Source organism: Brevibacterium sp. BRM-1 (genome assembly GCF_026802075.1).
Classification (GTDB): Bacteria; Actinomycetota; Actinomycetes; order Actinomycetales; family Brevibacteriaceae; genus Brevibacterium; species Brevibacterium rongguiense.
Genome location: NZ_CP113788.1, coordinates 2,794,568 through 2,808,197, shown reverse-complemented (window position 1 = coordinate 2,808,197; position 13,630 = coordinate 2,794,568). Strand labels below are relative to the sequence as shown.

11 protein-coding genes are annotated in these 13,630 nt (G+C 71.7%); 8 read left to right on the top strand and 3 right to left on the bottom strand.

The window, feature by feature from the left end:
- The first annotated feature begins 190 nt into the window (after nt 1–190).
- On the top strand, nt 191–1,597 hold the full coding sequence (locus BRM1_RS12370) for an MFS transporter (protein WP_268526308.1): 1,407 nt from the start codon (nt 191–193) through the stop codon (nt 1,595–1,597).
- A gap of 99 nt (nt 1,598–1,696) precedes the next feature.
- On the opposite strand, the gene rlmB is transcribed toward BRM1_RS12370, so the two are convergent.
- On the bottom strand, nt 1,697–2,662 hold the full coding sequence (gene rlmB, locus BRM1_RS12365) for a 23S rRNA (guanosine(2251)-2'-O)-methyltransferase RlmB (RefSeq protein WP_160953897.1): 966 nt from the start codon (nt 2,660–2,662) through the stop codon (nt 1,697–1,699).
- An 81-nt stretch (nt 2,663–2,743) separates the two neighbouring features.
- Nucleotides 2,744–4,201 carry a cysteine--tRNA ligase gene (gene cysS, locus BRM1_RS12360; RefSeq protein ID WP_160953898.1) on the bottom strand — a complete coding sequence of 486 codons (1,458 nt, stop codon included), beginning with the start codon at nt 4,199–4,201 and terminating at the stop codon, nt 2,744–2,746.
- A 200-nt stretch (nt 4,202–4,401) separates the two neighbouring features.
- Between cysS and BRM1_RS12355 the strand changes: the two genes are divergently transcribed.
- From BRM1_RS12355 to BRM1_RS12325, 7 genes are all read left to right on the top strand, one after another.
- Nucleotides 4,402–6,084, top strand: coding sequence for a sodium-dependent transporter (locus tag BRM1_RS12355; protein ID WP_160953899.1), 1,683 nt, complete (start codon nt 4,402–4,404; stop codon nt 6,082–6,084).
- On the top strand, nt 6,081–6,200 hold the full coding sequence (locus BRM1_RS12350; RefSeq protein WP_160953900.1) for a methionine/alanine import family NSS transporter small subunit: 120 nt from the start codon (nt 6,081–6,083) through the stop codon (nt 6,198–6,200). Before BRM1_RS12355 ends, BRM1_RS12350 begins: the two co-directional genes overlap by 4 nt.
- Nucleotides 6,201–6,511: 311 nt before the next feature.
- Nucleotides 6,512–7,984: an APC family permease gene (locus tag BRM1_RS12345; RefSeq protein WP_268526307.1), complete on the top strand. Its 1,473-nt coding sequence runs from the start codon at nt 6,512–6,514 to the stop codon at nt 7,982–7,984.
- A gap of 1 nt (nt 7,985) precedes the next feature.
- The gene (locus BRM1_RS12340) at nt 7,986–8,873 is read left to right on the top strand and encodes a universal stress protein (RefSeq protein WP_268526306.1); all 888 of its coding nucleotides are present in this window, start codon (nt 7,986–7,988) and stop codon (nt 8,871–8,873) included.
- Between the two features lie 111 nt (nt 8,874–8,984).
- Nucleotides 8,985–10,079, top strand: a complete 1,095-nt coding sequence (locus BRM1_RS12335; RefSeq protein ID WP_268529848.1) for an S-(hydroxymethyl)mycothiol dehydrogenase — start codon at nt 8,985–8,987, stop codon at nt 10,077–10,079.
- Nucleotides 10,076–10,870 (top strand): MBL fold metallo-hydrolase, encoded by a 795-nt coding sequence (locus BRM1_RS12330; protein ID WP_268526304.1) that lies wholly within the window; start codon nt 10,076–10,078, stop codon nt 10,868–10,870. The genes BRM1_RS12335 and BRM1_RS12330 overlap by 4 nt, the downstream gene beginning before the upstream one ends.
- A 453-nt stretch (nt 10,871–11,323) precedes the next feature.
- A complete protein-coding gene (locus tag BRM1_RS12325) occupies nt 11,324–12,706 on the top strand; it encodes an amino acid permease (protein ID WP_268526302.1) in 1,383 nt (460 codons plus the stop codon).
- A gap of 361 nt (nt 12,707–13,067) precedes the next feature.
- On the opposite strand, the gene BRM1_RS12320 is transcribed toward BRM1_RS12325, so the two are convergent.
- Nucleotides 13,068–13,595: a hypothetical protein gene (locus BRM1_RS12320; RefSeq protein WP_268526301.1), complete on the bottom strand. Its 528-nt coding sequence runs from the start codon at nt 13,593–13,595 to the stop codon at nt 13,068–13,070.
- Nucleotides 13,596–13,630: the final 35 nt, after the last annotated feature.

The following is a 13,630-nucleotide window of genomic DNA, read 5'->3' as shown; positions in this document are numbered from 1 at the left end:
GCCCGGGCAGCACGGCCGGCAGGCCCCCGCAGCCGGCGCGCTCGCGCCCCGCGGGCCCCTGGCCTGGACCGATGGGCCGCCATGCGGTATACCTGTGCACAGGTGTGATTCGCATCACGTCACACGGGCCGTGCCCGCCGTGCTGCCGCGCCCCTTTCCCGTCCGCCCCCGATCCCGAACGGATGCATCAATGGCGACTGCACCCTCCCCGCACCCCGGCCCGAATCCCGGCGCCCAGGCCGGCGGCCAGCCGGACCCCCAGCTGAAGAAGCGCACGATGCGCAAGGTGGCGCTGCGCCTGGCACCCTTCCTGGGGCTGCTGTACTTCGTCAACTACCTCGACCGCACAAACATCGGCTTCGCCGGGCCCAACGGCATGAACGAGGACCTCGGCCTGACCGCCACGACGTTCGGGCTGGCCTCCGGGCTGTTCTTCATCGGCTACCTCATCCTCGAGGTGCCCTCGAACCTCGCCCTGCATAAGTTCGGCGCCCGCCGCTGGATCGCCCGCATCCTCGTGACGTGGGGCATCGTCGCGAGCCTCATCGCGTTCGTGCCGGGGGCAGGGACGCTCTACATCCTGCGCCTGCTGCTGGGCATCGCCGAGGCCGGCTTCTTCCCCGGCATCATCCTCTACCTGACGTTCTGGTTCCCCAAGGCCGACCGCGCCCGCGCCGTGGCCCTGTTCATGCTCGCGATCCCGCTGTCCTCGGTCATCGGCGCCCCGCTGTCCGCCCTGCTCATCCAGCACGGCCACGACCTGCTCTTCGGGCTGGCCGGCTGGCGCTTCATGTTCCTCATCGAGGGCGTCCCCGCCGTGCTGCTGGGCTTCATGTGCTGGTTCTACCTCACGGACCGCCCGCGCGACGCCGCCTGGCTCGAGCCCGAGGAGCGCGACTGGCTGCAGGCGGAGATGGACGCCGAGGAGGAGGCGACGGCCACCTCGTTCCACGTGCCGGTCAGCGCCTCCCTGCGCAGCGGGCGGATCTGGGCGCTGTCGTTCGTCTACTTCGGCGTCGTCTACGGCCTCTACGCCATCAGCTTCTTCCTGCCCACGATCATCGCGGGCTTCCAGGAGCGCTTCGGGGTCACCTACACGATCATGCAGAAGGGCCTGCTCACCGCGATCCCCTTCGTCTTCGCCGCGGTCCTCATGCTCGTGTGGGCCCGCCACGGGGACCGGACCCGCGAGCGCGTGTGGCACGTCGTCATCCCCACCGCGGTGGCCGCGATCGTCATCCCCATCACCACGGTGGTCTCCTCGCCGTTCCTCGCGATGGTGTGCGTGTCGATCTTCGCCTCGGGCGTCATGTGCGCACTCGCGTGCTTCTGGCCGCTGCCCACCGCGTTCCTCTCGGGGGCGGGCGCGGCCTCGGGCGTCGCGCTCATCAACTCGGTGGGCAACACGTCGGGGTTCTTCGGCCCCTACATCACGGGCTTCCTCGCCGACAAGACCGGCAGCCAGCAGGCCGGGATGTGGGCGATCTCGGCCGCGCTCGTCCTCGCGATCGTGCTCACGCTCGTCGTGGGGGCCCTGCCCAAGCGCAGCAGCGCGCTGGCCAGCAACGACCCGGCGGCGCCCGAGGTGGGCGTCTAGCCCCCGGGGCACGTCCCCCGGCCGGGCGGGGCGCCCCGGACGACCGGGGCACTCCGGCCGGCCGCGGCACTCTGGCCGGCCCGGGCCGGCGGGCCGGCGCTACTCGGCCCGGCCGGCTGCGGCCCGCCGGGTGCGCGCGGTCTCGTAGAGGGCGACGGCGGCGGCCACACCCGCGTTGAGCGATTCGGTGGTCGCGGCGATCGGGATGGAGACCACCTGGTCGCACAGGTCCCGGATGAGGCGCGAGATGCCCTTGCCCTCGCTGCCCACCACGATGCACACGGGCGCGGTGGCGAGCTCGAGGCCGGGCAGCTCGACGTCGCCGTCCATGTCGAGGCCGACGATGAACACGCCCTGCTTCTTGATCTCCTGGAGGGCGCGGGCGAGGTTCGTCACCTGGGCGACCGGGATCCGGCTCGCGGCTCCCGCGGACGTCTTCCACGCCGCCGCGGTCATCGAAGCCGAGCGGCGCTCGGGGATGATGACCCCGTGGCCGCCAAACGCGGCGGCCGAACGGACGATCGCGCCGAGGTTGCGCGGATCGGTCACCCCGTCGAGCGCCACGAGCAGCGGCGCCTCGAAGCGGTCGCCGGCCAGGGCGAGCAGGTCATCGGGATGGGCGTAGTCGTACGGCGGGATCTGCAGGGCGACGCCCTGGTGGATCGCGCCGTCGGTGAGCCGGTCGAGCTCCGGCTTGGGCGCCTCGAGCATCGCCACCCCGTGATCGGCGGCCAGCGCCACGATCTCGCGCACGCGGTCGTCTGCGTCGATGCGCTGGGCCACGTAGAGGGCGGTGGCGGGGATCGACTCCCGCAGCGCCTCGACCACGGCGTTGCGCCCGGCGACCACGTCCGAGCCGGTCATCTTCTTCTTGCGGTGGGCCTGCTGGGTCCGCTGGGCCTTCTCCCGCTCGACCTTGGCCTTGTGGGCCTTGTGGTAGACGCGGTCCTCCGCCTTGGGCGTGGGGCCCTTGCCCTCGAGGCCGCGGCGGCGCTGGCCGCCCGAGCCCGCCTGGGGGCCCTTGCTCTTGCGCCGGACCGCTCCGCCGCGTGACTTGGGTGGCATGGCCGCTCCTGTTCGTCGTCGTCTGTGTTCGTGGGCCGTGCGGCCCGGGGCCGGGCCGCCGCGGGGCGTGCTGCGGGCCGGCTAGCCCCGCACCTCGTAGCGCACCCCGTCCGGGGTGTCCTCGAGGGCGATGCCCGCGGCCGCGAGCCGGTCGCGGATGGCATCGGCGCTCGCGTAGTCCTTGGCGGCCTTCGCCTGGGCGCGCTGCTGGGCCAGCTCGCCCACGAGCGCGTCGAGCGCTCCCTCCGCCGCCGAGGCGCCCGCCGGCTGGGCACCGCCGGCCCAGTGGGCGGCCGTCGGGTTGACGCCGAGGATGTCGAGCATGAGCTCGACCTCGCCCACGGCCCTGGCGAGTTCCTGCTCCTCGGCCCGGCCGTCGAGCAGCCGGAAGCCGTCGGAGACGCGGGCGAAGACGACGGCGAGCGCGCGCGGAATGGACAGGTCGTCGTCCAGCGCCGCGGCGAAGTCCTCGGGCACCCGGTGGGGCGAGGCGGCGTAGCCGGCGGCCGCCTCGGGCACGGCGGGGGCCGCGGCGCCGAGCGCCTGGCGGGCGCGGGCGAGGAAGTTCGCGATCCGGTCGAGCGCGGCCTGCTGCGCCTCGACGTGGGCCGGGGTGTACTCGAGCGTCGAGCGGTAGTGGGCGGTGGAGAGGAAGAAGCGCACGGCCAGCGGGGAGAAGCGCTCGAAGAGCTCGTGGGCGAAGACCGAGTTGCCCAGCGACTTCGACATCTTGTCCCCGCCCACGTTGAGCAGACCGGAGTGCATCCAGATCCCGGCGAAGGCGTCGCCGGCGGCGCGGGACTGAGCGCGCTCGTTCTCGTGGTGGGGGAAGCGCAGGTCCAGTCCGCCGCCGTGGATGTCGAAGGCGGACCCCAGGTAGCGGGTGGCCATGGCGGAGCACTCGATGTGCCAGCCGGGCCGCCCGCGGCCCCAGGGGGTGGGCCAGGACGCGGAGGCGGGATCGCCCTCCTTCGCGGCCTTCCACAGGGCGAAGTCGCGGGGGTCGCGCTTGCCGCGCACCGGGGCGTCCCCGGCATCGCTCATGTCCTCGAGGCGCTGGTGGGTCAGGCCCCCGTAGTCGGGGAAGGAGCGGACGTCGAAGTAGACGTCGGCGCTGCCGTCCTCCGCCCGGTAGGCGTGCCCGGCGTCGATGAGCCGGGCGATGAGCTCGACCATCTCCGTGATGTGGCCGGTGGCGCGCGGCTCGTACGTGGGCCGCAGCACCCCCATCGCGTCGTAGGCGGCGGTGAACTCCTGCTCGTAGAGGTAGGCGTGGGCCCACCACGGGCGGCCCTCGGCCTGGGACTTCGCGAGGATCTTGTCGTCGATGTCCGTGACATTGCGGACGAGCGTCACGTCATAGCCCCGGTAGACAAGCCAGCGCCGCAGCTGGTCGAACACGACCGCCGAGCGCATGTGCCCGATGTGCGGTGCGCCCTGCACGGTGGCGCCGCACACGTAGATGCTCGCCCGGCCGTCGACGACGGGGGTGAAGGGCACGAGTGCCCCGGCCTCGGTGCTGTACAGAGAAATCGCCACGCCAGGATTCTACCGGGGGCGGCGCACGGGGCCGCAATTGTTGCGATCCGCTCACGGATCGCCGCGCGCGGGCGCCCGCTGTGGCGCGGCCCACGGTGCGTTCCGTAGAGTCGTGCCAACCCCGCCGGCGGCCCGTGCCGCCGCGCCGGCCCGGCGGCCGGCACCCGTGACCACCCCGACTGCCAATGGAGGCACCGATCATGCCCGGATCCCCCACCCCGAAAGCGCAGGCGAGTCCGCAGCGCGAAGTCTTCGTCTCCCGCTCCGCCTTCATCCTCGCCGCGATCGGCTCGGCGATCGGGCTGGGCAACATCTGGCGCTTCCCCTACGTCGCGTACGAGAGCGGCGGCGGCGCCTTCGTCATCCCCTACCTCATCGCCCTGCTCACGGCCGGCATCCCACTGCTGTTCCTCGACTACGCGATCGGCCACAAGTTCCGCGCCTCGGCCCCGCTGTCCTACCGCTCGATCCACCGGGCGGCCGAGCCGATCGGCTGGTTCCAGGTACTCCTGGCCACGATCATCGCGATCTACTACTCGGTCATCGTCGCCTGGGCGATCTCCTACACGTTCTTCTCCGTGAACTCGGCGTGGGGCGAGGCCCCGGGCGATTTCTTCGGCGGTGCCTACCTCCAGCAGTCCGGGGACTACGGGCTCTCGCTCGACTTCGTGCCCGGCGTGCTCATCCCGCTCATCGTCGTCTGGGTCATCTGCCTGGGCGTGCTGCTGCTGGGCATCCAGAACGGCATCACCCGCTTCTCCCAGATCTTCATCCCGGTCCTCATCGTCCTCTTCGCCGCGATGGTGGTCAGGGCGCTGTTCCTGCCCGGCGCCATGGAGGGCCTCAACGCCCTCTTCACACCGGACTTCAAGGCGCTGCTCGAGCCCAGTGTGTGGGTGGCGGCCTACGGGCAGATCTTCTTCTCCCTGTCCGTGGCGTTCGGCATCATGCTCACCTATGCCTCGTACCTCAAGCGCAAGACGAACCTCACGGGCTCCGGGCTGACCGTCGCGTTCTCCAACTCCGGCTTCGAGCTGCTGGCCGGCGTGGGCGTGTTCGCCGCACTCGGCTTCATGGCGCAGTCGCAGGGCACGAGCGTGGACAAGGTCGTCGAGAGCGGCATCGGCCTGGCGTTCATCGCATTCCCCACGCTCATCGGCCAGATGCCCGGGGGCGCGATCTTCGGCATCCTCTTCTTCCTCTCCCTCGTGTTCGCGGGCCTGACCTCGCTCGTCTCCCTCATCCAGGTGCCGATCGCGGCGCTGAGCGACAAGCTCAACATCTCCAACCGCCTCTCCACGGTCATCGTGGGCGGGACGATGGCGGTCATCGCCTGCCTGACGATGCCCACGGTGACGGGCCTGAACGTGCTCGACGTCGTCGACGCGTTCATGAACAACGTCGGCATCGTCGGGATCGCGCTCGTCTCCGTCATCGTCGTGGGCTGGCTGTGCATGCAGCTGCCCGGGCTGCGCGATCACCTCAACGCGATCTCCAGCTTCAAGCTGGGCCGCACGTGGATCGTGTGCGTCACGGTCATCACCCCGATCGTGCTGGGCTACATGCTGATCTCGGAGATCATCGCCCGCGCCACCGGGGGCTACGGCGATCCGCCCATGCCCGCCTGGTTCGTCGGCACGTTCGGCTGGGGCCTCATCGGGGCGCTCGCGGTCCTCGCGATCCTGCTCTCGCTCATCCCGTGGCCGCGCGCGGCCCTCGACCGGGTCGCCGAGGCCCGCCGCGAGGACGAGGCCGAGGAGGCCGCCGAGGCCGAGCGCCGCGGAGCCGTCGGCACTGCCGGCGAGACCGCAGGAACCGCAGACACCGCCGCCGCCTCCGAGGCACCGGGCACCTCCCGCACTCCCCGAAAGGACGAAGCATGACCGCCTCCGCCATCATCATGATGATCATCGCGTTCGGCACGGTCTGGGGCGGCCTCGCCGCCTCGATCCTGCACCTGCGCAATCACCCCGACGACACGACCGCGCACGAGAGCTGAGACCACCACCGCCAGGGGGCGCCGACCGGCCGGTCGGCGCCCCCTGGCGCGTCCCGGCAGGTGCGGGCCGCACCCGCTGCCGGCGCACCGCTGGTGCGACGCGCCTGTGAGCCGGTCGCACCTCGGGCGCGGAACGCCGGTGCGCTTGAGGCCCCTCGGGCGCGGGCCGGGTGAGCCGGGCGGACCCGCTGCCTGACCAGGCAGGCCGTGCCGCCGCGCGCTTGTGAGTGGACGTGACAAATGGCCGCCGCAGGGCCAGGATTGCAGTGTCCCCGATCACACGATCGACGCCCGCCCGCCGAGGAGGCCCCGTGAGCACCACCGCAGATCCCCAGCCGGGCTTCGTCAGATCGCTCTTCCGCCGCAAGCCGATCGAGCACTTCGACGATTCCGAGGAGAAGTCCTCGGGCGGCCTCGTGCGCTCGATCGGCACGTTCCAGCTCACCATGATGGGGATCGGCGCGACGATCGGCACCGGCATCTTCTTCGTGCTCAGCCAGGCGGTCCCCGTGGCCGGCCCCGCGGTCATCGTCAGCTTCGCCGTCGCCGGCCTGGTCGCCGGCCTCACCGCCCTGTGCTACGCGGAGCTGGCCAGCGCCGTGCCGGTCTCCGGCTCCTCCTACGCCTACGCGTACGCGACGCTCGGCGAGCTCGTGGCGATCATCGTGGGCGGCTGCCTCCTGCTGGAGTACGGGGTCTCGTGCGCGGCCGTGGCCGTGGGCTGGTCGGAGTACCTCAACGAGCTGTTCTCCACGATCTTCCACTTCACCATTCCCGACGCGCTGGCCAAGGCGCCCGCCGCCGGCGGCTTCATCAACCTGCCCGCCGTCATCCTCGTGGGCCTGTGCTGCCTGCTGCTCATCCGCGGCGCCAGCGAGTCCGCCAAGGCCAACGCCGTCATGGTCGTCATCAAGCTGGGCGTGCTCGCGATGTTCGCGATCGTCGCCTTCTTCGGCTGGAACGCGGACCACTTCGCCAACTTCGCCCCGTTCGGCACGAAGGGCGCGGTGGGCGCGGCCGGCATCATCTTCTTCTCGTTCGTGGGCCTGGACGTCGTCTCCACCGCAGGCGAGGAGGTCAAGCACCCCCGCACCACCATGCCGCGCGCGCTCATCCTCGCGCTCATCACCGTCACCGGCTTCTACATCATCGTGGCCGTCGCCGCGATCGGCGCGCAGTCCTGGGAGAAGTTCGAGGGCCAGGACGCGGGGCTTGCGCAGATCCTCACCGATGTCACCGGCGCCCCGTTCTTCGGCACGATCCTGGCACTCGGCGCGGTCATCTCCATCTTCTCCGTCACCCTCGTCACGCTCTACGGGCAGACGCGCATCCTCTTCTCCATGAGCCGCGACGGCGTGGCGCCCAAGATCTTCAAGAAGGTCTCCCGCCGGACCCTGACCCCCGTGCAGAACACGATCATCGTGTGCGCGGTCGTCGCGGTGCTCGCCGGCTTCATCCCCATCGACTTCCTCGCGGAGATGACCTCCGTCGGCACGCTCGTGGCCTTCCTCGTCGTCTCGGTGGGCGTCATGATCCTGCGCAAGACGGAGCCGGACCTCGAGCGGGGCTTCCGCGTGCCGCTCTACCCGGTCATCCCGATCCTCTCGATCGCCGGCTGCCTGTGGGTCATCCTCAACCTGCGCGCCGTCACCCTCTACGCGTTCGTCGCGTGGGAGATCGTCGTCCTCATCTACTATTTCGCCTACGGCCGCAGGCACGCCAACCTTCACCGGCAGGCGCTTGCCGGCGGGACGGCCGCGACCGCTTCGCAGAAGGGGCAGTGACATGACCATCCTCGTTGGCATCGCCGCCGATGACCTGGAGCAGGGCGCCGTGACGCTTGCCGTGGACCTGGCCCGCGCCTCGGGCGAGGAGCTGCGCGTCGTCACCGTGATCGGGCGCCACGCCGCGGCTGCGGGCTCCCCCGGCGAGGCGGAGTACCGCCGCTACTTCGCCTCCCAGGCCGAGCACGTACTCGCCGCCGCCCGCCAGCACATCCCGGACGACGTCGCGGCCACATACGCGACCGTGGCGAACCGCTCGACCTCGGCGGGCCTGTTCGCGGAGGCGAAGGCCGTCGGCGCCCGGCTGTTCGTGCTCGGCTCGGCCCGCGACGGCCTCTACGGGCGCGTGTGCACGGGCTCGGTCACCGACCGCATGCTCCACTCCTCGCCGCTGCCCGTGGCGATCGCCCCGCGGGGCCTGCGCACGCAGTCCGAGGGCCCGGCCGATGCGATCCCGCGCCTGTCCGTGGCCTACGCGGGCAAGCGCGACGACGCGCTGCTGGGCGAGGCGGCGGCGGAGGCGGGCACTCTGCACGCGGGCCTGCGCGTGCTCACCCTCGCCGTCCGCTCGAGCCTGCCCATGTACTCCGCGGGGGCCATGGGCGAGGACACGATCGTGGGCACGTGGCTCGACCAGGTGGGCGAGGAGGCCCGCGCGGGCCTGAGCGCCCTGGGGGTCGAGGGCGAGGTCGAAGGCGTCCGCGGGCCCACGTGGTCCGATGCGCTCTCCTTCGTGCGCTGGGAGCGGGGTGAGCTGCTCGTGCTCGGCTCCTCGCGCGGGGTCTTCGAGCGCGTGTTCATCGGCTCGCGGGCCGCGAAGATCCTGCGCCACTGCCCCGTCCCGGCGCTCATCATGCCCACCCACCGCAAGAAGCGGCAGAAGAAGTAACGGCAGACGCAGCGGCAGAAGGGGCGGCCCCCGGGGCGCCTCGGGCCCCTGGCCGGGCGGCAGCGCGAACATATAATGGTCGGGCTATCCGTCGCCGACCAGGAGGTCACCGTGCCCACCACCGTCAAGGGCGTCGTCGCCCGCGCCAAGGGCGAACCCGTGGAGATCATGGACGTCATCGTCCCCGATCCGGGTCCCGGCGAGGTCGTCGTGGACGTGAAGTCCTGCGGCGTCTGCCACACCGACTACCACTACCGCGAGGGCGGGGTGGGCGATGACTTCCCCTACCTGCTCGGCCACGAGTCCGCGGGCTACGTCTCCGAGGTGGGCGAGGGCGTCACCCACGTCCGGCCCGGAGACTTCGTCATCCTCAACTGGCGCGCCGTGTGCGGTGAGTGCCGCGCCTGCAAGCGCGGTGAGCCCTGGTACTGCTTCGACACGCACAACGCGCACCAGAAGATGACCCTGGCCGACGGCACCGAGCTCGAGGCCGCGCTCGGCATCGGCTCGTTCGCGGAGAAGACGCTCGTCGCCGAGGGCCAGTGCACGAAGGTCGCCGAGTCCGATCCGGCCGTCGTGGGCCTGCTGGGCTGCGGCGTCATGGCCGGCATCGGCGCGGCGGTCAACACGGGCCGCGCCGGCCGCGGCCGGTCCGTCGCCGTCATCGGCTGCGGCGGCGTGGGCTGCGCGGCCGTGGCCGGGGCCCGCCTGGCCGGCTCGTCGCCCATCATCGCCGTGGACTTCGATGACCGGAAGCTCGACTGGGCCCGGCAGCTGGGAGCCACGGAGACGATCAACTCGAAGGACCTGTCCGAGGACGAGGTCGTCGAGCGCATCCGCGAGCTCACCGGGGGCTTCGGCGTCGACATCGCGATTGACGCGGTGGGCCTGCCCGCCACGTGGAAGCAGGCCTTCTATGCCCGCGACCTGGCCGGCACCGTCGTCCTCGTGGGCGTGCCCACCCCGGAGATGCAGCTCGAGGTGCCGCTCATCGACGTCTTCAGCCGCGGCGGCCAGCTGAAGTCCGCCTGGTACGGCGACTGCCTGCCCGAGCGCGACTTCCCCGCACTCGTCGACCTCTACGAGCAGGGCCGCCTGCCGCTCGAGGACTTCGTCACGGAGCGGATCGGCGTCGAGGACGTCGAGGAGGCGTTTGCGAAGATGGGCCGCGGCGAGGTCCTGCGCTCGGTGGTGGTGTACGCATGAGCGCCCACGTCGAGCGCCTGAGCACCTCCGGCACGTTCTCCCTGGACGGGGGCACGTGGGAGGTCGAGAACAACGTGTGGCTCGTGGGCGACCGCGAGGAGGTCATCGTCATCGACCCCGCGCACGACGCCCAGGCCGTCAAGGACGCCGTGGGCGAGCGCCGCGTCCGTGCGATCCTCCTCACCCACGGCCACGACGACCACATCGGCGCCGTCCAGGAGACCGCACGGCTGCTGGGCGCCGAGGTCTGGATCAACCCGGCCGATGACATGCTCTGGCGCCGGGTCTACGGCGATGACTACCGGCCCGACGGGGAGATCGCGGAGGGCTCGGAGTTCCCGGTGGCCGGGGTCGTGCTCTCCGCGCTCGTGACGCCCGGCCACTCCCCCGGCTCCACATGCTTCTTCCTGCGCTCGGGGATCGGGGCGGCCGGGCTGCCCGCCGAGGTGCGCGAGGAGCTGGGCGCGGAGATCGCCGCCGGTGCGCGCTCCGATGCGGAGACCGCGGTGGCCGACGGCGAGGGCGAGCCCCCCGGCCGCGAGGTCGCCGCGGACGGCACCGTGCCGGTCACGGGGGCCATCCCGCTGCTCTTCTCCGGCGACACCCTGTTCCAGGGCGGCCCAGGTGCCACCGGTCGCTCGTATTCGAGCTTCGAGACGATCATCGACTCGATCCGCGACCGGCTGTTCGCCCTGCCGGACGAGACCGTGGTGCTCACCGGCCATGGGGAGCCCACGACCATTGGCCAGGAGCGGCCGCACCTGCAGGAGTGGATCGACCGCGGGGAGTGAGCCGCTGAGCCCTTCCCGCGCCTCGGTGCATCGGGCGTTGATCGATCGCGGGGCAGAGGGCCGCGCCGCGGAGAGTAGGGCCGCGCCGCGCCTTGGGGCGCAGGGCCGCGCCGCGGGTGCGGAGTGAGCACGGCGAGTGGGGCGGCACCTCGGGAGCGGACCGGCCGCGGTGAGTGGGGCGGCACCTCGGAAGCGGACCGACCGCAGTGCATGAGGTGCCGGCCGTGGCGCGCTGGGCGCGCCCACCTCTGAATGCGGGGCCGCTGGGCACCGGATTCCCGGAGCCCAGCGGCTCCATCCCAGCCGCGCGCCTAGGTGCGGGCCGGTGCGGGTGCTGCCCGCGCCTCGGGTGCGGTGCGCACGAGGCGCCGGCGATCACTAGACTCATGGGGTCACCCCTCCTGCTGCGGCGCCGGCCCACGCCCGCGCCGCGCACCCCTTTGAAGGACTGCGATGAGCAGCAATGCGCTCCACGCCGGCATGAAGCCCCGGCACCTCGTGATGATGAGCCTAGGCTCGGCGATCGGCGCCGGCCTGTTCGTGGGCTCCGGCGAGGGCATCGCCGCGGCCGGACCCGCCGTGCTCATCTCCTACGTGGTGGCCGGGCTCATCGTCATCTTCGTCATGCGGATGCTCGGAGAGATGGTCGCGGCGGACCCGAACTCGGGCGCGTTCTCCTACTACGCGGGGCGGGCGCTCGGCCCATCGGCGGCGTTCGCCGTCGGCTGGCTGTGGTGGCTCCAGCTCTGCCTCGTCGTCGCGGCGGAGGCGACAGCGGCCGCGCAGACGCTTGCGACGATCGCGCCCATCTTCCCCCAGTGGGGCTACGCGCTCATCTTCATGGTGGTCTTCACGTGGACCAACCTGCTGGGCGTGGGCAGCTTCGGCGAGTTCGAGTTCTGGTTCTCCCTGTTCAAGGTCGCGTTCGTCTTCCTCTTCCTGCTGCTGGGCATCGCCTACCTCGTGGGCCTCACCCCGGCGGATTCGCCCGGCCTTGCCAACCTGACGGGCGACTTCATGCCCAATGGCCTCGGCGGCGTCGCGGCGGGCCTGCTGGTCGTGGCGTTCGCGTTCGGCGGCATCGAGATCGTCGCGGTGGCCGCCGCGGAGACGCAGAACCCGCGCAGGGCCGTGGGGACCGCGATCCGCGGCATCATCTGGCGCATCCTGCTGTTCTACATGGGCTCCGTGGCCATCATGGTCATCGCACTGCCGTGGGACGACCCGGCGCTGGCGACCTCGCCGTTCGTCGCCGTGCTCAACCAGGCGGGATTGCCGGCGATCGGGGCGATCATGGGCCTCGTCATCGTCGCCGCGCTCCTCAGCTCGCTCAACGCGAACGTCTACGGGGCATCGCGCATGGTCTACTCGCTGGCCCACCGCCGCATGGCGCCCGCGCTGTTCGGCCGCACCACCCGCTCCGGCGTGCCGGCGGCGGCGCTGCTGGGATCCGTGGCATTCGGGTTCGTAGCGGTGGCGCTCAACTACTTCTGGGCGGAGTCCGTGCTGGGCCTGCTGCTCAACGTCGTGGGCTCGACGCTCATCCTCACGTGGGTGGCCACCGTCGTCTCCCACCTCGTCCTGCGCCGCCGCGCCGAGGCCGCGGGCCGCGAGCTGCCGCTGAAGATGTGGGGCTATCCGTGGCTGCCGTGGGCAACGCTCGCCGGGATCGCCGCGATCATCGCGCTGGGCATGACGGTGCCGAGCGTGCGCTTCCAGATGCTCGCGACGTTCGCGATCACGGCCGTGCTGTGGCTCGTGGGCTGGGTCCTCACGCGCGGCAAGAGCCTGGACGACGTCACGAAGGGCATCGAGGAGCCCGCCCCGGAGGTGTAGGGGGGGAGCGGTCCGAGTGTGCGAGGCGGGCGCGGCCGCGACGAGCAGCGAACCGCGAACGACTCCACGTCGCTCGCAGCGCGTCGAGAGGTCGCTTCCGTGCGGTTCCTGAGGGCCTGCCCATCCACCACCCCTGTTCCACACGGCAACCGCGGCACGGCCCTCCTACACGGGAACACCACACCTTCCGGGCCGAAAGGTCACTTCCGTACGGATTCGCGGCGTCGAGCCGAACAGAGATGACCGCTCTGCGGCCGCGCGCCAGCACGGTGCGGCACATGAACGGGCCGACCAGGCCGGAGGGACGCGAGGATCGAGCCCTGCCATGCCCCCCTCCAGGCCTCGCGGACGCCTGGATCGGTCACGTGCGCGGGCGGATCATGCGACTCCGCAACGGCAGCAGGGCCAGCCCGGCCAGCGCCACGCGCCCGCCGAGGGGCCCGGCCAACGGCAGCCCTCGCACGAACAGCTGGGCAAACGGGGAGGGAGGCTCCTGCCCGACCCACTCGCAGCACGCTACGAGAAGCGCTGACGTCACGGTTCCCACCGCAGCGGGCACAAGGATGCACAGCACGTAATCGCCGGCCAGCGGATGGCGCTCCATCCGCCCGTGAAGCGGACCGAGGGGCGGGGGCAGCACGACGGCCGCGACTGCCGCGCAGAACCCCATGAAGAACGGCGCCACGACGAGGGGGAAGCCGGCGAAGACGATGAGCCGCAGCCCTCCGAGCACACCGAACGCTATACCCGAGGCCGTGAGGCCCCGCACCTCCGCGGTGCCACCCGCACTCGAGACGACCTGCCACACCAGCAGCGCTCCAGTGCATACTGCGCTCCCACTGGCAACCGCCGCCAGTGCCCACAGCCACCGTGCCTGCATGAACCTCATCGCGTTCTCCGGCTGCCATACGCATATCTGGACGT